This is a genomic window from Nocardioides sp. TF02-7 (assembly GCF_022437945.1).
Classification (GTDB): Bacteria; Actinomycetota; Actinomycetes; order Propionibacteriales; family Nocardioidaceae; genus Nocardioides.
In genome coordinates, this window is record NZ_CP092535.1 from 2,904,310 (window position 1) to 2,926,957 (window position 22,648).

Below are 22,648 nucleotides of genomic sequence, written 5' to 3' on the forward strand. Positions count from 1 at the left end.
CAGGTCGCCCGCGAGCTCGGCCGGACCCGGTTCGACGCGATGTGCGCCTGGCCCTACGACGGCCCCGCCGACGGTGCCGGCACCTCCGGGGGTCGAGTTCGGCCGCGTGCACGGGTATGCGTTCGGGCTCGGCGACGTGCAGCGCGAGGTCGTCCTCCCGGTCGACCCGGCGGTGCTCGACGAGATCGAGGCCGAGGTCGCCCCGCACACTGCCGGCTACGAGCTCCGCAGCTGGGCCGGGCCGGTCCCCGACGAGCTGCTGCTGGGCTACCTCGAGGTCGCCACGACCCTCAACACCGAGGCACCGGCGGGCGACAACGAGTACGAGGACGAGGCGATCGACGTCGAGGCGCACCGCATCACCGAAGCGGTGATGGCCAAGATGGGCCGCACCATGTTCACGACCGTGGCCCTCGACGCCGACGGCGCGGTGGCGGCGTACACCGACGTGATGGTGCCCGGCCACGACCCCGAGCGGTGCTACCAGTGGGGGACGATGGTCGCCCGCGCCCACCGCGGCCACCGGCTGGGGCTCGCGGTCAAGGTGGCCAACCTGCGCAACCTGCTGGCGACGGCCGACGTCGCCGGCCGGCGGCTGGTGACGTGGAACGCCGAGGTCAACGACCACATGATCGCGATCAACGAGCGGATGGGGTTCGTGCCCACCGCCCGGGCCGGCGAGCTGCAGAAGAAGGTCGGGTGACGGCGGTGACGACGCAGGAGGCCCGCACCGGGCGGCTCACCGTCGGGCCGGTCGACCCGTTCGACGAGGACCTCGTGCGCGCGTGGACGGACCTGACGACGCAGGCCATGGAGAACGAGATCGGCGACGCGGCAGCGATGTGGACCGCGCCCGAGATGCTGGCGGCCGTGCAGGACCCGCCGAAGAACCGACACGAGCTGCTCTTCACCGGCACCGTCGACGGCGAGCTGGTCGCGACCGGGTGGATCACCCTGCCGCAGCTCGACAACCTCGGCCACGCCGACATCTACGTCGCCGTCCGGCCCGACCGGCGTCGCCGCGGCTACGGGTCGGAGGTGCTCGCGTACGTCGAGCGGGTGTGCGCCGACCACGGCCGCACCGTGCTCACCGGGTTGACCGACTGGCCGGGCGACGGCCCGCCCGACGGGGCGGGCACCCCGGGCGTCGAGTTCGGCCGGGTGCACGGCTTCGCGTTCGGGCTCGGCGACGTGCAGCGCGAGCTGCCCCTGCCGGCCGACGAGGAGCGGCTGCGTGCGCTGGCCGCGGAGGCGACGCCCCACCACGCCGACTACGAGCTGCGCAGCTGGACCGGCCCCGTGCCCGACGACCTGGTGCTGACCTACCTCGAGCTCTCGTCCACCCTCGCGACCGAGGCCCCCACGGGCGATCTCGAGCGGGCCAACGACAAGGTCGACGTCGAGGCGCACCGCAGTGCGGAGCGGGTGCTGGCCGAGCAGCGGCGTACGCCTTGGCACACGGTCGCGCTCGACCGGGCCGGCCGGGTCGTCGCCTACAGCGACCTGGTCGTCCCCGGCACCGACCGGCGCTGGGTCTTCCAGTGGGGCACGCTCGTCGACCGCGCCCACCGCGGCCACCGGCTCGGCGTCGCCGTCAAGGTCGCCAACCTGCTCGCCCTGCAGGCCGGTGCTCCCCAGGAGGTCGCCGGCCGGCGGGTGGTCACCTGGAACGCCGAGGTCAACGACCACATGATCGCGATCAACGAGCTGATGGGCTTCGTCCCCACCGCCCGCTCCGGCACGCTGCAGAAGAAGCTCCCTGACCGATCGACCCGGCCCATCTCCGCATCGTGAAAGGGCCGACCCGGCTCATCTCCGCACCGTGAAGGGGCCGACCCGGCTCATCTCCGCACGAAATTGCGCCGACCCGGCTCATCTCTGCACAAAGACATGCAGAAATGGGCCGGGTCGGCGGGTTTGAGGTGCCGGAACGGGCCGGGTCGGCGGGTTTGAGGTGCGGAGAGGAGCCGGGTCGGCGGGTTACAGGTGCGGAGACGGGCCGGGTCGGCGGGTTACAGGTGCGGAGACGAGCCGGGTCGGCGTCAGGGGGGCGTCGGAGCCGAGCTCGAGGTCGGTGGTGCGCTCGTCGTCACCACGCAGGTAGGTGACCTCGACGCTGTCGCCGGGGCGGTAGCTGCGCACGATCGCCACCAGCGCCTCGGAGGTGTCGATGACGTGGTCGTCGAGGCGGGTGATCACGTCGCCCGGGCGCAGGCCCGCGTCGGCGGCCGCCGTACCGTCGCCGACGTCGACCACCACGGCGCCCTCGGTGGCCGCGCCGCGGGTGGCAGCGTCGTCGACCTGGATGCCGAGCCGGGCGTGGGTCGGGGTCTCGCCGTTGCGGAGCTGCTCTACGATCGGCATCACCTCGTCGATCGGGATGGCGAACCCGAGCCCGATCGAGCCCGCACCCGCGCCCTCGCCGGCGGTGCGGATCGAGGCGTTGATGCCGACCAGGTGACCGTCCATGTCGACCAGCGGGCCGCCGCTGTTGCCGGGGTTGATCGCCGCGTCGGTCTGGATCGCCGGGTACGCCGTGGTGTTGCCCTGCTCGTCGCGCGCGACCTCGACGGGGCGGTCGAGCGCGCTGACGATGCCGCTCGTGACGGTCGCGTCGAGGCCGTACGGCGACCCGACGGCGACGACCTGCTCGCCGACGTCGAGGTTCGACGACTCGCCGATCGTCACCGGCGTGAGCCCGCTGACGCCCTCGGCCTGCACCAGCGCCGTGTCGGTGAGCGGGTCGGTGCCGACGACCTGCGCCTCGGCGGTCGAGCCGTCGGCGAACGACACCCTCACCTGGGCCGAGGCCGGGTCGAGCTGGCCGGAGAGCGACACCACGTGGTCGTTGGTCAGGATCAGCCCGTCCTCGGTGAGCACGACCCCGGAGCCGCCGCCGCCCGGGCCGGCGCCCGGCACCGCGACGTCGAGCGCGACCACCGAGGGCAGCACGGCGCCCGCGACCTGCTCGACGCTGCCGGCGGGCGCCGGGTCGTCGGAGTCGGACGCGTCGGCGACGCGCAGCGGCTGGTTCGACGCCCCGCCCGACGGGGCGTCGTCGTCGACGGCCGACCAGAGCGCCGCCCCGCCGAACCCGGCGGCGCCGCCGACGGTGAGGGCGCCGGCGAGCACCGCGGCGGCGAACCGGGCGCGCCCCCGGGCGCGCCGACGGCGGAGCGCCGGCTGGCGGTCCACCCGGAGGCGGCCCGAGAGGTCCGGGCGGCGCGCTGGGCGGAGGCGGGTACGGCGGCGGGGCGATGGTCGTCATACGACCACGGTGCGTCGGCTGCCTGTGAAGTCCCTTAGACGATCCGGGGGAATTCGGTCAAGACCTCCCGCGGAGCCGGAGGTCAGACGCTGCGCTCCCGGCCGTCCCAAAACGGGGCGCGGAGGTCGCGCTTGAGGATCTTCCCGGTGGCGTTGCGCGGCAGCGCGGGGACCAGGTCGACCGACTTCGGGCACTTGTAGTGGGCGAGCCGCTCGCGGCAGAACGCGACGATCTCCTCCGCGGTGGCCGACGCGCCCTCCTTCAGCGCGACGAACGCCTTGACCGCCTCGCCCCAGGTGTCGTCGGGGACGCCGACGACGGCGCACTCCTGGACGGCCGGGTGCTCGGAGAGGACCCGCTCGACCTCGGGGGAGTACACGTTCTCGCCGCCGGTGATGATCATGTCCTTGATCCGGTCGGAGACGAAGAGGTAGCCGTCGGCGTCGAGGTGGCCGATGTCGCCGGTGCGGAACCAGCCGTCGTCGGTGATCACCTCCGCCGTCGCCTCGGGCTTCCCGAGGTAGCCCTTCATCACCTGCGCGCTGCGGATCCAGATCTCGCCGGGCTCGCCGGTCGGGCGGTCCTCGAACGTCGCGGGGTCGACGATCCGCAGCTCGAGGCCGGGGAGGGCGCGACCGGCCGAGAGCAACCGTTCGGGGTGGCCCTCCGCCTCCGCGGTCCGGTGCTCCTCGGGCAGCAGGTGGGTGGCCACGCCGGCGACCTCGGTCAGCCCGTAGACCTGCATGAAGTCGGTGTCGGGCCAGGCCTCCATCGCGGCGCGCAGCAGCGGCGGCGGCATCGGCGAGGCGCCGTAGGTGTAGGTGCGCAGCGCGCCGAAGAGCTTCACCGCGTCGCCGCCGGCCTGCAGCACCTGCGCCAGCACGGCCGGCACCAGGAACGCGGCGTCGGCTCCCTGCATGATCGCGCCGGCCAGGGACGCGGCGTCGGGCTCGCGGGTCATGATCGAGGGGATGCCGTCGTGGATCCCGAAGAGCACGTACGACGACCCGCCGACGTGGAACAGCGGCATCGCGACCAGCGACTTGGCGTCCGGCCCGAACTCCCAGCCGTCGTGGGCGTTGACCGTGTGGGCGACCATGTTGCGGTGCGTGAGCATCACGCCCTTCGGCCGGCCGGTGGTGCCGGAGGAGTAGAGGACCAGGCACACGTCGTCCTCCAGCACGTCCGGTCCGTCGTCGCAGGCGGGCGCCCCGGCGAGGAACGCCTCGTACTCGTCGCCGTCGGCGCCGTCGGGGGTGACCGTGATGATCCGCTCCACGTGGGGGAGCCGGTCGCGGATCGCCTCGACGGTGGGCATCAGCTCGGTGCCGACGAACAGCACCTTGGCGCCGGAGTCGTTGACGACGTAGTCGACCTCGTCGCCGGCCATCCGCCAGTTGACGACGGCATTGGCCGCGCCGATCGACCCCGCGGCGAGGCTGATCTCCACGCACGCCGGGTGGTTCTTGTCGAGGAAGGCGACCACGTCGCCGCGCGCGACGCCGAGGTCGCGGAGCCCGCCGGCCGCGCAGCGGACCCGGTCGTGCAGCTGGCGCCAGGTCCAGGTGCGGTCGAGGTAGGTCATCGCCTCGCCGTCGGGGTTCGCCTCCGCCCAGTAGGCCAGCCGGTCGTCGACGTACGTCGGCGCGGGCGGGTTCGCGGGGGGCCAGCTGCCGGTCCTGGGGGCCGTGGTCGCGGTGGTCACGGGGGCGATTGTGGCCCAGATCACAGACCGGCACAACGACCCGGTCCAAGCCCGGCGGTGCTAGACGGGCAGTCCTAGTGCGCGCAGCTCGTCGCCCAGCCGCTCGGCGTCGGTGAACACCACGCCGGCCATGCCGAGCTGCTGCGCGGACGCCACGTTGGCGGCCTTGTCGTCGACGAAGACCAGCCGCTCGAGCGGGAGGCCGCTGCGCTCGGCGGCCAGCCGGTAGATGCGCGGGTCCGGCTTGGCGATCCGCTCGGTCCCCGACACGACCACGTGGTCGAGCAGGTCGGCCAGGAACGGGAACCGCGCGGTCGCGTGCGCGTGGTAGAGCTCGTGCGACCAGTTGGTGAGCCCGCACTGCGGCACGCCGGCCGCCTTCAGCCGCCGTACGAGGTCGACGGTGCCCGGCACCTCGCCGGTCAGCGAGGCGGCGAAGTTCGCGTGGTAGGCGCGGCCGTGGGGGAGCCACTCGGGGTGGTCGCGCTCCAGCTCGGCCAGCGCGTCGCTCCACTCCCGTCCGGCGTCGCAACCGGCGTTCCAGGTGCCGAAGTCGAACTCGGCGAGGAACCGGCGCGCCTCCGTCTCCCCGACGCCGGCGGCGACGGCCGCGAGCGGCTCCCACTCGACGAGGACGTTGCCCAGGTCCCAGACGACCCCGGCCACAGAGGTGGCCGGGGTCGTCGAGGAGTCGGTCGCGGTGCTCAGGCCCAGCGCTCCTCGGCCGGGACGAAGTCGAGCGTGCGCTCGCCCGTGTAGATCTGCTTCGGGCGGGCGATCTTCTGCTCCTTGTCCTGCACGAGCTCGAGCCACTGCGCGAGCCAGCCGGGCGTGCGCCCGATGGCGAACAGCACGGTGAACATCTCCGGCGGGAACTCGAGCGCCTCGTAGATGAGACCGGAGTAGAAGTCGACGTTGGGGTAGAGCTTGCGCTTGACGAAGTACTCGTCCTCGAGCGCGATCTTCTCCAGCTCCTGCGCCACCTCGAGCAGCGGGTTGACGCCGGTGACCTCGAAGACGTCGTCGCAGGCCTTCTTGATGATCTTGGCCCGCGGGTCGTAGTTCTTGTAGACGCGGTGGCCGAAGCCCATCAGCCGCTCGTTGCCGGCCTTCACGCCCTCGATGAAGGCGGGGATGTTCTCCTTCGAGCCGATCCGGCGCAGCATCTTCAGCACGGCCTCGTTGGCCCCGCCGTGGAGCGGGCCGTAGAGGGCGGCGATGCCGGCCGCGACCGCGGAGTACGGGTCGACCTGCGAGGAGCCGACGGAGCGGACGGCGTTGGTCGAGCAGTTCTGCTCGTGGTCGGCGTGCAGGATGAACAGCACGTCGAGGGCCTTGGCGATCCGCGGGTCGGCGGCGTACTTCGTCTCGCTCATCTTGAAGAGCATCGAGAGGAAGTTCTCGGTGTAGGTCAGGTCGTTGTCGGGGTAGACGTACGGCTTGCCCTGCGCGTGGCGGAACGACCAGGCGCCCAGGGTGGGCATCTTCGCGATCATCCGGACGATCTGGATGTGCCGGTTGTCCGCGTCGCCGATGTTGCGCGCATCGGGGTAGAACGTCGACAGGGCCCCCACCGACGCCATCAGCATCCCCATCGGGTGCGCGTCGTAGCGGAAGCCCTGCATGAAGCTCTTCACGTTCTCGTGCACGAACGTGTGGTAGGTGATCTCGTGCACCCAGGCGTCGTACTCCTCCTTGGTGGGGAGCGAGCCGTGGATGAGGAGGTAGGCGACCTCGAGGAAGCTGGACTTCTCCGCCAGCTGCTCGATGGGGTAGCCCCGGTACTCGAGGATGCCGGCCTCGCCGTCGATGTAGGTCACGGAGCTCCGGCAGGAGGCGGTGTTGACGAAACCGGGGTCGTACACAGCCAGGCCGGGGTCGTCGTCGGCCTTGATCTTCCCGATGTCGGCCGCTCGGATGGTGCCGTCGGTGATCGGGATGTCGTACTCCGCGCCGGTGCGGTTGTCGCGTACGGTGAGAGAGTCAGTCACCCCCCTCACCGTAGTCGCCGCTCTCGCGGGCCGGTAAGCCGGTGTCCCGACCAGCGAGCGGGTTGATAGCGTCGCGGGGCGATGGTGCGCCCTATCCAGTCCTCGTTCTCCTACCACCCCGAGCTCGACGGCCTCCGCGGCTTCGCGATGCTCGCGATCGTCTTCTTCCACGCGCAAGCAGCAGGCGCGGGCAGCATGTTCATCGCGCTCGACCTGTTCTTCGTGCTCTCCGGCTTCCTCGTCGCCCACGTGGTGATGGCGGAGGTCGAGCGCACGGGACGGCTGGACCTCGGCGGCTTCTACTCCCGGCGGGTACGACGGCTGCTCCCGGCGGCGGTCGTCGCGATCCTCGCCACGTCGGTGGTGATGCTGCTGACCCACGCGCAGACCGAGCGGCTCGACTTCGTGCGGCACGCGCAGGCGGCGCTGGTCTACCTCGCCAACTGGCAGATGATCGCCGACTCCACCGACTACTTCGCCGCCGACGTGGCCTCGTCGCCGTTCATGCACTACTGGTCGCTGTCGGTGGAGGAGCAGTACTACATCCTCTTCCCGCTGGTCGTGCTGCTGTGCCTCAAGCTCGCGCCGCGCCGCCGCGGCGTGCTGCTCGCGGTGCTGGCAGGGGTGTTCGTCCTGTCGCTGGCCTCGCAGGTCATCACCGCCCAGGTCGACCCCGACCGGGCCTACTTCGCGACCGACACCCGGGTGTTCCAGATCGTTGCCGGCGCGCTCGCGGCGCTGGCGGTCCGGCAGTTCGCCCGCGGCCGCGACGAGCAGGGCAACGTCGACTGGCGGCGTGCCGGGCCGGTGCTCGCCAGCGTCGGTGCGGTCGGCTACCTGGTGCTCGGCACCGAGCTGATCTCGATGAGCAACTCGACCCGCAACATCGTCGCGACCGCGCTCGCCACCGCCCTGGTCCTCGGCCTCTTCGCCGCGCCGCGGTTCGTGCTCACCAAGGTGACGTCGTGGTCGGTCCCGGTCCACCTCGGCCGGATCTCCTACGGGACCTACCTCTACCACTGGCCGATCGTCATCCTGCTCACCGAGTACACGACCGTGCGGCCGTCGGTCGTCGCCGTGATCACGATCTGCCTGGCGACGAGCATCGCGAGCCTGTCCTACGAGCTGCTCGAGTCGCCGATCCGCAAGGCGCCGCGGCTGCACCCCTACAAGTGGCGGACGGTCGCCGTCGGCGGCGCCGTGAGCCTGCTCGCCGCGCTGGTCGTGGTGAACCCCGTGCTGGGGGCCGACCGCACGCCGTCGGTGCTGCTGGCCGCCGACGCGAGCGACCGGGCCGGCCAGGTGGCCGAGCAGCGGGCCCTCGACGACCGCCTCGACCGCAAGGTGCCCGACGTCGACCTCGAGGCGGTGCGCGCGGACCGCGGGATGCGCGGCCACTGCACCCCCGACGCCCCCGAGGACTGCCTCGTGGTCGACGGGGACGGCCCGCACGTGGTGCTGGTCGGCGACAGCCACGCCCGGATGTGGACCGACGCGTTCGCGGCGCTCGCCGAGGACCACGGGTGGCGGTTCTCGATCAGCGCCGAGGCGAGCTGCATCTTCCAGGACGGCGTCACGCGCAAGGCCGGCAACGACGAGGCGTGCGACGAGGCCCGCGACGGGTTCTACGACCGCACGCTGCCGGCGATGGAGCCCGACCTCGTCGTCTTCGCCAGCGCCGCGCGGACCGAGAAGCGCTTCCACGGCGTGCCGGTCGCCGCCGACGGCGTCACCAACGAGGACGCCAAGGAGCTGCTGGCCCGGACGACGCGGAGCACGGTCGACCTGGTCCAGCGCGCCGGCGCCAGCGTGCTGTTCCTCAAGACGTCGATGGGCACCGAGGGCTGGGGGCCGTCGGGGCCGGACCCGCTGCGCTGCCTGGCCGAGGCCGAGCGGCTCCGGGACTGCACGGTGGTCCAGCCGCCGGACCGGCCGGCGGAGGACGCGATCTACGAGTCGCTCGCGATCGGCGACGACCGGGTCGCGGCGATCGACCCGACGCCGGTGTACTGCCCGGACGCGCCGGTCTGCCTGCCGGTGCTGGGCGGGAAGGTCGTGTGGCGCAACGTCAACCACCTCACCCCCGAGGTCCTGGTCGCTCGCCGTGACCGGCTGTGGCGGCTGGTCCAGGAGACCGGCCTGCTGAGGTGAGCAGCAGCCCGGCGACGAGCGCGAGCGGGAACATCAGCACGCCGTAGACCGCCGCCGGCACCGCGAGGGTCTCGTTGTCGAGCACGCTCACCGCGACGGCGATGGCCAGCGTGCTGTTGTGGATGCCGACCTCGAACGCCGACGCGAGCGCCTGCCGGTCGCCGACGCCGGCGGCGCGGGGAGGGCGTACCCGAGCGCCAGGCTGCACGCGCAGAACAGCGTCGCCGCGACGCCGATGTCGGTGAAGTACTCGCGCAGGTTGTCGCGCTCCGCGACGAGGGCGCCCACGATGACCAGGGCGAGCACGACCGCGGAGAGCACCCGCACCGGGCGGTCCGCGCGCTCGGCGGCCCGCGGCGCCGTCCGCCGTACCGCCATGCCGATCGCGACCGGCACCAGCACGATCGCGAAGACCTGGAGCGCCTTGCCGAGCTGCAGCCCGATGTCGCCGGCCCCCGCCGGGTCGAAGTACGCCACCGCGAGGTTGACGACGAGCGGGAGCGTCGCCACCGCGATCACCGAGTTGACCGCGGTCAGGGTGATGTTGAGCGCCACGTCGCCGCGGAACAGGTGGCTGAACAGGTTGGCCGTCGTGCCGCCCGGCGAGGCCGCGAGCAGCATCATCCCCACGGCGAGCAGCGGGTCGAGGTCGAGCAGCACCACCAGCCCGAAGCACAGCAGCGGCAGCACGACCAGCTGGGCGGCGAGGGCGACCGCGACCGGTCGCGGCGAGCGGCCGACCCGCCGGAAGTCGTCCACGGTGAGGGTGAGCCCGAGACCGAGCATGACGACGGCCAGGGCGGCCGGAAGCCCGACCGACACGAGAGCGGAGTCCATGGCCCCTCCTGCGGGGTTGCAGCGTTTTGACCGGTTTGGTACGCCGCCCGTAGTCTTGTCGATCGCGTCTTCTGCCGCTCCCACTTCCGCCGGACGGGTTCCGCTCCGCGGGGAGTCGGGGGCAGTCCCGGATCGCTGTCGCACCGCCGTGAGGCGGGGTGCGGTGGGCCGGGCCGAGTTCGTCAGTCGACGTGGCACCACCCGGCCGGACACCTCCGGCCGGACCCAACGAACGACCAGAGAGGCAACGCGCCATGCGCACCTACGCCCCGAAGCCCGGCGACATCGAGCGCCAGTGGCTCGTGATCGACGCGACCGACGTCGTCCTCGGCCGGCTCGCCGCCACCACCGCCAACCTGCTGCGCGGCAAGCACAAGCCGATCTTCGCCCCCAACGTCGACACCGGTGACTACGTCATCGTCGTCAACGCCGAGAAGGTCGCCCCTCACCGGCAACAAGCGGGACCGGAAGATGGTCTACCGCCACTCCGGGTTCCCCGGTGGTCTGACCGCCACCCCGATCGGCGAGGTCCTCGACAAGGACGCCCGCAAGGCCGTCGAGAAGGCCGTCTGGGGCATGCTCCCCAAGAACAAGCTCGGCCGTCAGATGCTGAAGAAGCTCAAGGTCTACGCCGGCCCGGCCCACCCGCACCAGGCCCAGCAGGCCGTCCCCTACGAGATCTCCAAGATCTCCCAGTGACTGAACGACCGAAGCGAAGGATCTGAGGAACACCGTGGCTGACACCACCACCGACAACGCCGAGGCCGGCGAGACCTACGAGACCGACGAGCAGGGCCTCGCCTACACCAGCAGAGCTCGCCGTCCGCCGCCGGCGCCGACGCCCGGCCGGCGACCATCGCCCCCGCCGGAGCGACCGGCCGCCGCAAGGAGGCCGTCGCCCGCGTCCGGATCGTCCCGGGCACCGGCGTCTGGACCATCAACGGCCGGACCCTCGAGTCGTACTTCCCCAACAAGCTGCACCAGCAGGTCGTCAACGAGCCGCTCGCCGCGCTCGGCCTCGAGGGCCGCTTCGACATCATCGCCCGCATCCACGGCGGCGGCATCACCGGCCAGGCCGGTGCGCTGCGGCTCGGCGTGGCCCGTGCGCTCAACGCGGTCGACGTGGAGGCCAACCGGCCGACGCTGAAGAAGGCCGGCCTGCTCACCCGCGACGCGCGGGCGACCGAGCGCAAGAAGGCGGGCCTGAAGAAGGCCCGCAAGGCGCCGCAGTACTCGAAGCGCTGATCCGCCGCGGGTCTTCGCGGGTGCGGATCTTCGGCACCGACGGGGTCCGGGGTCTGGCGAACGGGTCACTGACCTCGGAGCTGGCCCTGGGCCTCGGCGTCGCCGCTGCGCGGGTGCTCGTCGAGCACCAGGACGACCTCGCCTACGGCAGCGGCCGGCCCCGGCCGCTGGCCGTGGTAGGGCGCGACACCCGGATCTCCGGGCAGTTCCTCGAGCACGCCGTCGTCGCCGGCCTCGCCTCGGCGGGTGTCGACGTGCTCCGGCTGCGGGTGCTGCCGACCCCGGGCGTCGCCCACTTCACCGACGCCCTTGGCGCCGACGTCGGCGTGGTCATCTCGGCGTCCCACAACCCGATGCCCGACAACGGCATCAAGTTCCTCGCCCGCGGCGGCGTCAAGCTCGACGACGCGCTGGAGCGCGAGATCGAGGCGCACCTCGGGCAGGAGTGGGACCGGCCGACCGGGGCCGACGTGGGCCGGGTGACGCCGTACGGCCCGACGGTCGACGAGTACGCCGCCCACCTGGTGCGCACGCTCGACAAGCCGCTGGCCGGGCTCAAGGTCGTCCTCGACTGCGCCCACGGGGCCGCGAGCGAGGTCGGGCCGAAGGCGCTGGCCGACGCCGGCGCCACCGTGGTCGCGATCGGCGCCGAGCCCGACGGGCTCAACATCAACGACGGCTACGGCTCGACCCACCTCGGGCCGCTGCAGCAGGCCGTCCTCGAGCACGGCGCGGACGCCGGGTTCGCCGTCGACGGCGACGCCGACCGGTGCCTGGCGGTCGACCACACCGGCGAGGTCGTCGACGGCGACCAGATCATGGCGATCCTCGCCCCTCGCCCTCCAGGAGAAGGGGCGGCTGGTCGACGACACCCTCGTCGCGACCGTGATGAGCAACCTCGGCCTGGTGCAGGCGATGACCGCCGCGGGCGTGCGGGTCCGGCAGACCGCCGTGGGCGACCGCTACGTCCTCGAGGACATGCGCGCCGGCGGCTACACCCTCGGCGGGGGAGCAGTCCGGGCACGTGATCATGCGCGAGCACGCCACCACCGGCGACGGGCTCCTGACCGCGCTGCACGTGATGGAGCGGATGGTCACCACCGGTCGGAGCCTGCAGGAGCTGGCGTCGGTGATGACCCGCCTCCCCCAGGTGCTGGTCAACGTCCCGGACGTCGACAAGGCCCGCTGCGACGACGCCGAGGTGGTCGCGGCGGTCGCCGCCGCGGAGGCCGACCTCGCCGGCGCCGGCCGGGTGCTGCTCCGCCCCTCCGGCACCGAGCCGCTGGTGCGGGTGATGGTCGAGGCGCCCACCGCCGAGCAGGCCGCGACGGTGGCCGGGAGCCTGGCCGACGTCGTACGCACCCGCCTGTCGCTCTGACCCGGCTGCCCGGCTCCGCCGCGGCTCTGGAAGGGTTCGGGGGCATGACCTCCGCACCGGCCCTCACCGTGGAGGGCCTCACCAAGCAGTTCGGCCCGGTCCGGGCCGTCGACGACCTCAGCTTCTCCGTGCGGCCCGGCGCCGTGACCGGGTTCCTCGGTCCCAACGGGGCCGGGAAGACCACCACCCTGCGGATGCTGCTCGGGCTCACCAGCCCCACCGCCGGCTCGACCCTCGTCGGCGACCGGCCCTACGCCGACCACCCGGTGCCCGGCCGCGTCGTCGGCGCCGCGCTCGAGGCCTCCAGCTTCCACCCGGGGCGCACCGGCCTCGCCCACCTCGAGGTGTACGCGCCCCAGGTCGGCGTCCCGAGGAGCCGCTGCCGGCAGGTGCTCGAGGCGGTCGGCCTCGGCCACGCCGCGAAGCAGCGGGTCGGGAAGTACTCCATGGGCATGCGGCAGCGCCTCGGCCTCGCCACCGCGCTGCTCGCGGACCCGCCGGTCGTCGTGCTCGACGAGCCCACCAACGGTCTCGACCCCGAGGGCATCGTCTGGATGCGCCGGCTGCTCCGCCAGTTCGCCGCCGAGGGACGCACCGTCCTCGTCTCCAGCCACCTGCTGCGCGAGGTCCAGGCGAGCGTCGACGACGTCGTGATCATCGCGCAGGGGCGGCTGCGCCACGCGTCGTCGCTGACCGAGCTGCAGGCGCGCACGACGCCCGCGGCGTACGTCGAGTCGCCGCGGCCCGACGCCGTCTCGGCGCTCGCGGCGGAGCGCGGCTGGACCGTCACGCCCGAGGACGCCGGGCTGCTGGTCGACGGCGCCGAGGCGCGCGAGGTCGGGGCCGCCGCCCACGCCGCGGGGATCGAGCTGCACCAGCTCGTCCGCCGCGACGTCGACCTCGAGGCGCTGTTCTTCGAGCTCACCCGCCCGCACGAGGCGGTCGCGCCGGAGGCGGCGGCATGAGGGCCGCGCTGGTCGCGGAGTACCGCAAGCTGGTCAGCACCCGGATCTGGTGGGTGCTGCTGGTCGTGATGGTCGGCTACCTGGGCCTCGTCGCCGCCGCGGTCGCGGCGAGCACCACCCTCCTCGCCACCGAGGGCACCACGCCGCTGCGCGGCGAGGACGCCGCGCTGTCGACGTACTCGGTCGTCAACGGCATCGGCTACGTCTTCCCGCTCGTCATCGGCAGCCTCGCGATGACGACGGAGTTCCGCCACAAGACCATCACCCAGAGCCTGCTGACCGAGCCCGACCGCACCCGGTTCCTCGTCGCGAAGCTGCTCTCGGTGCTGCCCGTCGGCTTGCTGGCCGGGGTCGTCGTCGTGGCCGCGACCGTCGCCGGCGGCGCGCCGCTGCTCGCGATCGAGGGCGACGGGGCGATGCTCGGCGACGGCGACGTGGTGCTCACCCTGCTGCTGGGCGTGCTCGTCATCGCCCTGTGGGCGGTGATCGGCGTGGCGTTCGGGTCGTGGGTCTCCAACCAGGTCGCCGCGATCGTGGTGATCCTGGCGTTCACCCAGTTCGTCGAGCCGATCGCACGGCTGGTGCTCTCCCCAGGTCGACGGGCTGGGCAGGGTGGCGTCCTTCCTCCCCGGCGGCGCGGCGGACTCGCTGATCGGGGCGAGCTTCTTCACCGACCCCGCCTCCGCCGACCTGCTGCCGCGGTGGGCCGCCGCCCTCGTGCTGCTCGGGTACGCCGCCGCGTTCGCGGTCGTCGGCCGGCTGACGACGCTGCGGCGCGACATCGGCTGAGCCGGCTCTCGCCGGGCTCGAGCCCGATCAGAGCTTGCGCAGCCGCACGTAGCGCACGGAGTGGTCGGCGTCCTTGCGCAGCACCAGCGTCGCGCGGGACCGGGTCGGCAGCACGTTCTGCTCCAGGTTGGGGCCGTTGATGGCGTCCCAGATCCGGCGCGCCTCGTCGACGGCCTCGTCGTGGGTGAGCCGGGCGTACTTGGCGAAGTAGGAGCTCGGGTCGCGGAACGCCGTCTCCCGCAGCTTGAGGAACCGGTCGACGTACCAGTCGCGGACGTGGTTGACCGCGGCGTCGACGAAGATCGAGAAGTCGAAGAAGTCCGACAGGCCCAGGCCGGTGCGGCCGTCGGCGCGGACCCGGGCCGGCTGCAGCACGTTGAGGCCCTCGAGGATGAGGATGTCGGGGCTGCGGACGACGACCTTCTCGTCGGGCACGACGTCGTAGATCAGGTGGGAGTAGACCGGCGCCTCGACCTCGTCGCGGCCGGACTTGATGTCGACGACGAACTTCATCAGCGCCCGCCGGTCGTAGGACTCGGGGAAGCCCTTGCGCTGCAGCAGGCCGCGCTTCTCGAGCTCGGCGTTGGGGTAGAGGAAGCCGTCGGTGGTCACCAGCGCGACGTTGGGGTGCTCGGGCCACCGGGCGAGCATCTGCTGCAGCACGCGGGCGGTCGTGGACTTGCCGACCGCCACCGACCCGGCGAGACCGATGACGAACGGCGTGCGCGGGGGCGTGCGGCGGTGGAGGAACTCCTCCTGCCGCCGGTGCAGACGCCCCGCCTCCTCGACGTACATGCTGAGCAGCCGGGAGAGCGGCAGGTAGACCGCGACGACCTCCTCGAGGCTGAGGGCGTCGCCCAGGCCCCGGAGCCGGATGATCTCCTCCGCCGTCAGCGGGCTGCGGGTCTCCGAGGCCAGCGCGGCCCAGGTGCCGCGGTCGAGCTCGAGGTACGGCGACGACTCGCGATGGTTCTCCTCGCCGCCCGGCGTGCCTGCCTCCGCGGTGGACATGCCGCGATTCAACCAGTAGCGGCACCGGGGTCCCTGGGCAGGTCACGGAGCGGGCGTCGCGGCCCCCGGAGCGACCCCCGCCGCGAGTGCCGGCCGTGGCCGCGCAGCCCGTAGAGTGGGGGAGTCATGTGCGGGATCGTTGGCTACGTCGGGCCGAGGCGCGCCCAGGACGTGGTGATCGACGGCCTGCGCCGGCTGGAGTACCGCGGCTACGACTCCGCCGGCATCGCCGTCGTCGACGACGGCCGGCTGCACGTCGCGAAGCGCGCGGGCAAGCTCGCCAACCTCGAGAAGGTGCTCGCCGACACGCCGCTGCCCGCCACCACGGTCGGCATCGGGCACACCCGCTGGGCCACCCACGGCCCGCCCAACGACGCCAACGCCCACCCCCACGTCGGCGGCTCGCGCCGGGTGGCGCTCGTGCACAACGGGATCATCGAGAACTTCGCCGAGCTGCGCGACCGGATCGAGGCCGACGACCACGTCTTCCTCTCCGACACCGACACCGAGATCGCCGCGCACCTCGTCGAGCTGCAGGTGGAGTCGGGCGTCGACCTGCCGACCGCGATGCAGCGCGTCTGCCAGCAGCTCGACGGCGCGTTCACGCTCGTCGCCGTCGACGCCGAGGACCCCGGCCAGGTCGTCGCCGCGCGCCGCAGCTCGCCGCTCGTCGTCGGGCTCGGCGACGGCGAGAACTTCCTCGGTTCCGACGTCGCCGCGTTCATCGAGCACACCCGCGAGGCGCTCGAGCTGGGCCAGGACCAGATCGTCACGATCACCGCCGACGACGTCACCGTCACCGACTTCTGGGGCCGTCCGGTCGAGGTGAAGCCGTTCCACGTCGACTGGGACCTGTCGGCCGCCGAGAAGGACGGCCACGACTGGTTCATGCGCAAGGAGATCTTCGAGCAGCCCCGCGCGGTCGCCGACTCGCTGATCGGACGGCGTACGCCCTCGGGCCTGCTGCAGCTCGACGAGATGCGGCTCGCCGACGAGGAGCTGCGCGACATCGACAAGATCATCATCATCGCCTGCGGCACGTCGTTCTACGCCGGGATGGTCGCGAAGTACGCCATCGAGCACTGGACCCGCACGCCGGTCGAGGTCGAGCTGGCCTCGGAGTTCCGCTACCGCGACCCGATCATCGACGCCACCACCCTCGTCGTGGCGATCAGCCAGTCGGGGAGACCGCCGACACGCTGCAGGCGATCCGCCACGCCCGCAGCCAACGGGCGAAGGTGCTCGCGATCTGCAACACCAACGGGTCGTCGATCCCGCGGGAGTCCGACGCGGTGATCTACACCCATGCCGGCCCCGAGATCGGCGTCGCCTCCACCAAGGGGTTCCTCACCCAGCTGGTGGCGTGCTACCTGCTCGCGCTGTACGTCGCCCAGGTCAAGGGCACCCGCTACGGCGACGAGATCGACGAGATCATGCACCAGCTCGAGGCGATGCCCGACCACATCGAGACGGTGCTCGGCCGAGCCGACACCGTCTACGAGCTGGCCCGGGCGCACACCGGCAGCCGGTCGGTGCTGTTCCTCGGCCGTCACGCCGGCTACCCGGTGGCGCTCGAGGGTGCGCTCAAGCTCAAGGAGCTCGCCTACCTGCACGCCGAGGGGTTCGCTGCCGGCGAGCTCAAGCTACGGCCCGATCGCGCTGGTCGAGGACGGGCTGCCGGTGCTGTGCGTCGTGCCGCCCCGCGGCCGCGACCAGCTCCACGGGAAGATGGTGAGCGGCATCCAGGAGGTCCGCGCCCGGGGCGCGCGCACGATCTGCCTCGTCGAGGAGGGCGACGCCTCCATCGAGCCCTACGCCGACCACCTCGTCCGGCTGCCGCGGGTGCCGGTGCTGCTGCAGCCGCTGGTCGCGATCGTGCCGCTGCAGCTGTTCGCCTGCGAGCTGGCCACCGCCCTCGGCCACGACGTCGACCAGCCGCGCAACCTGGCCAAGTCCGTCACGGTCGAGTAGCGGCGGGGGACCGGGGGATGGCCGTGATCGGCGTCGGCATCGACGTCTGCGACGTCGACCGCTTCGCCGCGGCGTTGCGGCGTACGCCCTCGCTGGCCGAGCGGCTCTTCACCGAGGCCGAGCGCCCGCTCCCCGTCTCGTCCCTCGCCGCCCGGTTCGCCGCCAAGGAGGCGCTCGCCAAGGCGCTCGGCGCCCCGCGCGGCATGGCCTGGCACGACGCCGAGGTGGTGCGCGAGGAGTCCGGCCGCCCCCGCTTCGACGTCCGCGGCACCGTCCGCGCCCGCGCCGACGCCCTCGGCGTCGTCCACGTCCACCTCTCCCTCTCCCACGACGCCGGGATCGCCAGCGCCATGGTCGTGCTGGAGGGTTGAATCGGGCCTCGTGGTGTGTCGAATCGGGCCTCGTGGTCGGTCGAATCGGGCCTGGTGGTGTGTTGAATCGGGCCTCGTGGCTCGTCGACTCGGCCCTCGTGGCGACGTACGCCCACCACGACACACCACGACACCCGATTCGACACACCACGACACCCGATTCGACACACCACGACACCCGATTCGACGCCGTAGCGTGGGGGCGTGATCCGAGCGCACACGGTCGAGCAGGTGCGGGCCGCGGAGGCGGCGCTGATGGCGCGGTTGCCGGAGGGCGCGCTGATGCAGCGGGCGGCGCACGGCCTGGCGTACGCCGTGATCGAGCTCCTCGGGTCGGCCTACGGGCGCCGGGTGCTGCTGCTCGTCGGGTCCGGTGACAACGGCGGGGGACGCGCTCCACGCCGGCGCGCTGCTCGCGCGTCGGGGCGCGTACGTCGAGGCGTGGCTGCTGTCGTCGAAGGTCCACGCCGCCGGGCTCGAGGCGCTCCGGGCGGCCGGGGGCCGGGTGGTCGACCGGATCCTGTGGCAGCCGGACGTGGTGGTCGACGGCATCGTCGGCATCGGCGGCCGGCCGCCGTTGCGCGCGGAGGCGGTCGAGGCGCTGCAGCTGGTGCACGGCGCACCGGTGGTCGCCGTCGACACCCCGTCCGGGGTCGACGTCGACACCGGCGAGCTCGCGGGCCCGCGCGTGACCGCCGACCTCACCGTCACCTTCGGCACCCACAAGCCGGCGCACCTGGTCGACCCCGCGGCCGAGCACGCCGGCGCGGTCCACCTGGTCGACATCGGGCTCGACCTGCCCGCGCCGGCGGTGGAGGCGCTGCAACCGGCCGACGTCGCGGCGCTGCTCCCGCGCCCGCCGGCGCAGGCGCACAAGTACACCCGGGGCGTGGTCGGCGTCCGTGCCGGTTCGGCCACCTACCCGGGCGCCGGCCTGCTGAGCGTCGCCGGCGCGGCCTGCGGCCTCGCAGGCATGGTCCGGTACGTCGGCGACGACGAGGTCCTCGACCTGGTCCGGGCCGCGCACCCCGAGGTCGTCGGCGCCGGGCGGGTGCAGGCCTGGGTCGTCGGCTCCGGCAGCGCCGACGGGGCCGAGGGCACGCTGCGGGAGGCGCTCGCCGACGACGTGCCGCTGGTCGTCGACGCCGACGCCCTCGCCTCCGCCGACCTCGTGTCCGGCCGGCCGGCCGTGCTCACCCCGCACGCCGGCGAGCTGGCCGCGATGCTCGACGTGCCGCGCTCCGAGGTGGAGGCCCGGCCGCTCCACCACGTCCGCGCGGCCGCCGAGCGCCACCGCACGACGGTCCTGCTCAAGGGCCGCCGCACGCTGGTCGCCGAGCCGGGCCGGCCGGCGCGGGTGACGACGAGCGGCACGCCGTGGCTCGCGACGGCCGGGGCCGGCGACGTGCTCGGCGGGGTGGTGGGGGCGCTGCTCGCCGCCGGCCTGCCGCCGTACGACGCGGCGTCGGCCGGGTCGTGGCTGCACGGCGTCGCGGCGACCCTGGCGTCGCGCGGTGGGCCGGTCGTGGCGGGCGACGTGGCCCGCGCCCTCCCCGCCGTCGTGGGCACCCTCCCGCAGCCGCGCGGGCGGTGATGGAAGGATCGGACCCATGCCCGACCAGTCGGCCGCGCCCCCGGGCGGTCCGCTCGCGGAGATCGTCGTCGACCTGGCGGCGATCCGGAACAACGTGCGCGTCCTGCGCCGCACCGCCGGTGTCCCCCTGATCGTGGTCGTGAAGGCCGACGGCTACGGCCACGGCATGGTGGAGGTCGCCCGCGCGGCCCGCGCCGCCGGCGCCGAGTGGCTGGCGGCCGCCACCGTCGACGAGGCCCTGCAGCTGCGCGCGGCGGGGTACGCCGGCCCGCTGCTGTGCTGGCTCAGCTGCCCGGCGCCGACCTTGCGTCGGCGGTCGCCGAGGGCATCGACGTGACGGCGTACTCGGTCGCGGAGCTCGACGACCTCGCCGCCGCGGCGACTGCCGCGGGACGCCGCGCCCGGGTGCAGCTCAAGGTCGACACCGGCCTCAACCGCGGCGGCGCACCGCAGCCGCGGTGGGTGGAGCTCTTCGAACGCGCCCGCGCCGGCGAGGTCGACGGCAGCTGGCGGATCACCGGGATCTGGTCCCACCTCGCCTGCGCCGACGACCCCGCCCACCCGGCCAACGACCGCCAGGAGGCGGCCTTCCGCGCCGCGGTCGCCCTCGCCGAGGACCTGGGCCTCCGCCCCGAGCTGCGCCACCTCGCCAACTCCGCCGCGACGGTGCTGCGCCCCTCGGTCCGGTTCGACGCGGTGCGCTGCGGCATCGCGGTCTACGGGCTCGACCCGGCGCCCGGCCACACCGCCGACCTGGGCCTGGTGCCGGCGATGACCGTGCGCACCCGGCTCGCCATGGTCAAGGAGCTGTCGGCCGGCGACTCGGTGTCCTACGGCTGGGCGTGGACGGCCGACCGCCCGACCACGGTCGGCCTGGTGCCCGTCGGCTACGGCGACGGGGTGCCGCGCCACGCCTCGGGCGGGACGACGAGCGTCGAGGTCGCGGTCGGCGGGAAGCGACGACCGGTGCGCGGCCGGGTCTGCATGGACCAGCTGCTCGTCGACCTCGGCGACGACACCGCGGACGTCGGCGACGAGGTGGTCCTGTTCGGCGCCGGCCCGGACGTCCCCACGGCCCAGGACTGGGCGGAGGCCTGCGGCACCATCAACTACGAGATCGTGACCCGGATCGGAGGCCGGATGAGCCGGACCCACGTCGACACCGGGGACGACGCCCGGTGAGCCGCCGCGGGCGGGTCCTCGGGTCGGTCGCCGGTGCGGTCGGGCTCGCGGCCGCGGGCACGGCCGTCGGGCTGCTGCGACGCCAGCAGTCGATCAGCCGGCGCGCCGGCCGCGACATCCCGTTCGGGTCGCTGCGCTCGGAGCCGGTGACGGTGGTCGCCGACGACGGCGTGCCGCTGCACGTCGAGGTGGACGAGGTGGACGAGGTCGACCGACGCGAGGGCGCCGGGGTCACGGTCGTGTTCGTGCACGGCTTCTGCCTCAACCTCGACTGCTGGCACTTCCAGCGCGCGGCCTACCGCAACCTCGTCCGCACGGTCTACTACGACCAGCGCTCCCACGGCCGCTCCGGGCGCTCCGACCGCGCCCACTCCACCATCGACCAGCTGGGCCGCGACCTGCTGGCCGTGCTCGACGCGGTCGTGCCCGAGGGGCCGGTCGTGCTGGTCGGCCACTCGATGGGCGGCATGTCCGTCGTGGCCCTGGTCGAGCAGCACCCCGACCTGGTCGGCGACCGGGTCGTCGGGTTCGGGCTGATCTCGACGACCGCCGGCGGGCTCGACCCGAGCCGGCTGCTGCTGCCGCTGCTCCCGGCCCGGCTGAGCGGCCCGGTGGCGCGCCGCGCGGTGCGCAGCCTGCACCGGCGGCACCGGATGATCGACAGCGCACGTCGGCTGGGGCAGGTCGTGGCGACGGTGGCGACCGACCGGTTCGCGTTCGGCGACCGGGTGCCGGCGGCGTACGTCGCGTTCGTCGACCAGATGCTCTCGGCGACGCCGTTCGAGGTGGTGGCCGACTTCTTCCCGCACTTCTCGGGCCTCGACAAGTTCGACCACGTCGAGCGGATGGGCGAGGTGCCGACCTCGATCATCTCCGGCACGGAGGACCGGATCACCTCGGTCGGGCACTCCCGCAAGCTGCACTCCCGGATCCCCGGCTCCCGGCTGCTCGAGTGCGAGGGCGCGGGCCACATGGTGCTGCTCGAGCGGCACGACCTGGTCAACGCGGAGCTCGACCAGCTGATCACCGCCGCCACGACGGGGGCGCGCAACCGATGAGCGTGCAAGCCACCGCCCCTGCGATCCGCGTCGTCGGGCCCGGCGACGCCGGCGTGGTCCTCGACGTCGTCCGCCGGGCGTTCGCCGACCGGGAGCCGCTGGACCCGCCCACCGACGCGCTCGCCGAGACCGAGGGAGACCATCGCCGCGCGGCTCGCCGCCGGGTGCGGCCTGCTGGCCACCCTCGACGGGGGAGCCGGTCGCCACGGTCCTGCTCGACGTCGACCGGACCGGCGGCACGGTGCACCTCCGCCGGTTCGGGGTCACCCCCGCCGCGCGGGGCCGCGGCCTCGCCGAGGCGCTCGTGGCGCACGCCCTCCGCACCGCCCGCGACCTCGACCGGCGGGTCGAGCGTGCGGTGGTGGTCGCCCGCGAGGAGCTGCCCCACACCGTGCGGTTCTGGCGGCGGCAGGGGTTCGCGCCGGTCGACCACCGGTCGCCGTACGTCGAGCTCGCCCGCGCGCTGCCGCTGCGGCTGGAGGTGCCCACCGCCGACGACATGCGGGACCTCGCCCGGCGGGTCGCGGGGATCGTCCGCGCGGGCGACGTGCTGGTGCTGAGCGGCGACCTGGGCGCCGGCAAGACGACGTTCACCCAGGGCCTCGGCGCGGCGCTGGGCGTGCGCGGCGAGGTCACCTCGCCGACGTTCGTGATCGCGCGCGTGCACCCGACGACCGTCGGCGGCCCGGACCTCATCCACGTCGACGCCTACCGGCTCGGCGGCAGCGCCGAGCTCGACGACCTCGACCTCGACACCGACGTCGACCACGCGGTCACGGTCGTCGAGTGGGGCGAGGGACTCGCCGAGGACCTCGCCGACTCGCCGCTCGTGGTCCGGATCAGGCGCGCCCGCGGCGCCGGCGACCCGACCGACGACCCGGCCGAGCACCCGGCCGACGACGACCCGAGGACGGTGGAGATCGACCCGCTCGGGTCGCGCTGGCTCGGGCTCGACCTCGCCGCCGCGCTGACCTGACGACCGGGCGACCCCGGCCGACCGGCGTCGCGACGAGGTCGTGACCTGCGTCGCGAGCGACCCCTGGGGCGAATGCGGTGGTGACCCGTGGGTAACGAGACGTTAGGTAAAGAAACCTAGTCATTCCGGACCATGGGGCAGTGCCCGCCAGCGGGA

15 protein-coding genes and 5 pseudogenes are annotated in these 22,648 nt (G+C 73.4%); 14 read left to right on the forward strand and 6 right to left on the reverse strand.

Going from position 1 to position 22,648, the window contains the following annotated elements; translation table 11 throughout:
• Nucleotides 1–73 precede the first annotated feature (73 nt).
• Complete coding sequence (locus MF408_RS14990) at nt 74–703, forward strand: hypothetical protein (protein ID WP_240248370.1); 630 nt, start codon at nt 74–76, stop codon at nt 701–703.
• Nucleotides 700–1,794 carry a GNAT family N-acetyltransferase gene (locus MF408_RS14995; protein ID WP_240248371.1) on the forward strand — a complete coding sequence of 365 codons (1,095 nt, stop codon included), beginning with the start codon at nt 700–702 and terminating at the stop codon, nt 1,792–1,794. The genes MF408_RS14990 and MF408_RS14995 overlap by 4 nt, the downstream gene beginning before the upstream one ends.
• A 186-nt stretch (nt 1,795–1,980) precedes the next feature.
• Here MF408_RS14995 and MF408_RS15000 read toward each other — a convergent pair whose 3' ends face one another.
• The 4 genes from MF408_RS15000 to MF408_RS15015 all read right to left on the reverse strand — a co-directional run bounded on the left by MF408_RS15000 (nt 1,981) and on the right by MF408_RS15015 (nt 6,964).
• Entirely contained in the window at nt 1,981–3,195 is a 1,215-nt protein-coding gene (locus tag MF408_RS15000; RefSeq protein ID WP_240248372.1) for a trypsin-like peptidase domain-containing protein, read from the reverse strand.
• A gap of 155 nt (nt 3,196–3,350) precedes the next feature.
• Entirely contained in the window at nt 3,351–4,973 is a 1,623-nt protein-coding gene (locus MF408_RS15005) for a long-chain-fatty-acid--CoA ligase (protein WP_240248373.1), read from the reverse strand.
• Nucleotides 4,974–5,033: 60 nt separating this feature from the next.
• Nucleotides 5,034–5,639 carry an HAD family phosphatase gene (locus MF408_RS15010; protein ID WP_240248374.1) on the reverse strand — a complete coding sequence of 202 codons (606 nt, stop codon included), beginning with the start codon at nt 5,637–5,639 and terminating at the stop codon, nt 5,034–5,036.
• Between the two features lie 38 nt (nt 5,640–5,677).
• A complete protein-coding gene (locus MF408_RS15015) occupies nt 5,678–6,964 on the reverse strand; it encodes a citrate synthase (protein WP_240248375.1) in 1,287 nt (428 codons plus the stop codon).
• Nucleotides 6,965–7,045: 81 nt separating this feature from the next.
• On the opposite strand from MF408_RS15015, the gene MF408_RS15020 reads away from it, so the two are divergent.
• Complete coding sequence (locus MF408_RS15020) at nt 7,046–9,115, forward strand: acyltransferase family protein (RefSeq protein WP_240248376.1); 2,070 nt, start codon at nt 7,046–7,048, stop codon at nt 9,113–9,115.
• Between the two features lie 87 nt (nt 9,116–9,202).
• Here MF408_RS15020 and MF408_RS15025 read toward each other — a convergent pair whose 3' ends face one another.
• Nucleotides 9,203–9,952, reverse strand: coding sequence for a bile acid:sodium symporter (locus MF408_RS15025; protein WP_240248377.1), 750 nt, complete (start codon nt 9,950–9,952; stop codon nt 9,203–9,205).
• Nucleotides 9,953–10,206: 254 nt separating this feature from the next.
• On the opposite strand from MF408_RS15025, the pseudogene rplM reads away from it, so the two are divergent.
• The 5 genes and pseudogenes from rplM (at nt 10,207) to MF408_RS15050 (ending at nt 14,469) form a co-directional block, all read left to right on the forward strand.
• A pseudogene (gene rplM, locus MF408_RS15030) lies at nt 10,207–10,651 on the forward strand (50S ribosomal protein L13).
• A gap of 34 nt (nt 10,652–10,685) precedes the next feature.
• Nucleotides 10,686–11,197: pseudogene (gene rpsI / locus MF408_RS15035) on the forward strand (30S ribosomal protein S9).
• A 20-nt stretch (nt 11,198–11,217) separates the two neighbouring features.
• Nucleotides 11,218–12,575 (forward strand): annotated as a pseudogene (glmM, locus tag MF408_RS15040) (phosphoglucosamine mutase).
• Nucleotides 12,576–12,619: 44 nt separating this feature from the next.
• Nucleotides 12,620–13,540 carry an ATP-binding cassette domain-containing protein gene (locus tag MF408_RS15045; protein WP_240248378.1) on the forward strand — a complete coding sequence of 307 codons (921 nt, stop codon included), beginning with the start codon at nt 12,620–12,622 and terminating at the stop codon, nt 13,538–13,540.
• Nucleotides 13,537–14,469 (forward strand): ABC transporter permease, encoded by a 933-nt coding sequence (locus MF408_RS15050; RefSeq protein ID WP_240248379.1) that lies wholly within the window; start codon nt 13,537–13,539, stop codon nt 14,467–14,469. The genes MF408_RS15045 and MF408_RS15050 overlap by 4 nt, the downstream gene beginning before the upstream one ends.
• Here the strand turns inward: MF408_RS15050 and coaA are convergent.
• Nucleotides 14,357–15,340 (reverse strand): type I pantothenate kinase, encoded by a 984-nt coding sequence (gene coaA / locus MF408_RS15055; protein WP_240248380.1) that lies wholly within the window; start codon nt 15,338–15,340, stop codon nt 14,357–14,359. The two genes, MF408_RS15050 and coaA, sit on opposite strands and share 113 nt — an antisense overlap.
• Before the next feature lie 126 nt (nt 15,341–15,466).
• Between coaA and glmS the strand changes: the two are divergent.
• The 6 genes and pseudogenes from glmS (at nt 15,467) to tsaE (ending at nt 22,492) form a co-directional block, all read left to right on the forward strand.
• Nucleotides 15,467–17,311, forward strand: a pseudogene (gene glmS, locus MF408_RS15060) (glutamine--fructose-6-phosphate transaminase (isomerizing)).
• A 17-nt stretch (nt 17,312–17,328) separates the two neighbouring features.
• Nucleotides 17,329–17,682, forward strand: a complete 354-nt coding sequence (locus MF408_RS15065) for a holo-ACP synthase (RefSeq protein ID WP_240248381.1) — start codon at nt 17,329–17,331, stop codon at nt 17,680–17,682.
• 373 nt (nt 17,683–18,055) lie between these two features.
• On the forward strand, nt 18,056–19,276 hold the full coding sequence (locus MF408_RS15070) for a bifunctional ADP-dependent NAD(P)H-hydrate dehydratase/NAD(P)H-hydrate epimerase (protein ID WP_240248382.1): 1,221 nt from the start codon (nt 18,056–18,058) through the stop codon (nt 19,274–19,276).
• 16 nt (nt 19,277–19,292) lie between these two features.
• Nucleotides 19,293–20,458 (forward strand): annotated as a pseudogene (gene alr, locus MF408_RS15075) (alanine racemase).
• Nucleotides 20,455–21,516 carry an alpha/beta hydrolase gene (locus MF408_RS15080; protein ID WP_240248383.1) on the forward strand — a complete coding sequence of 354 codons (1,062 nt, stop codon included), beginning with the start codon at nt 20,455–20,457 and terminating at the stop codon, nt 21,514–21,516. Before alr ends, MF408_RS15080 begins: the two are co-directional and overlap by 4 nt.
• Before the next feature lie 211 nt (nt 21,517–21,727).
• On the forward strand, nt 21,728–22,492 hold the full coding sequence (gene tsaE, locus MF408_RS15085; protein WP_240251939.1) for a tRNA (adenosine(37)-N6)-threonylcarbamoyltransferase complex ATPase subunit type 1 TsaE: 765 nt from the start codon (nt 21,728–21,730) through the stop codon (nt 22,490–22,492).
• Nucleotides 22,493–22,648 lie beyond the last annotated feature (156 nt).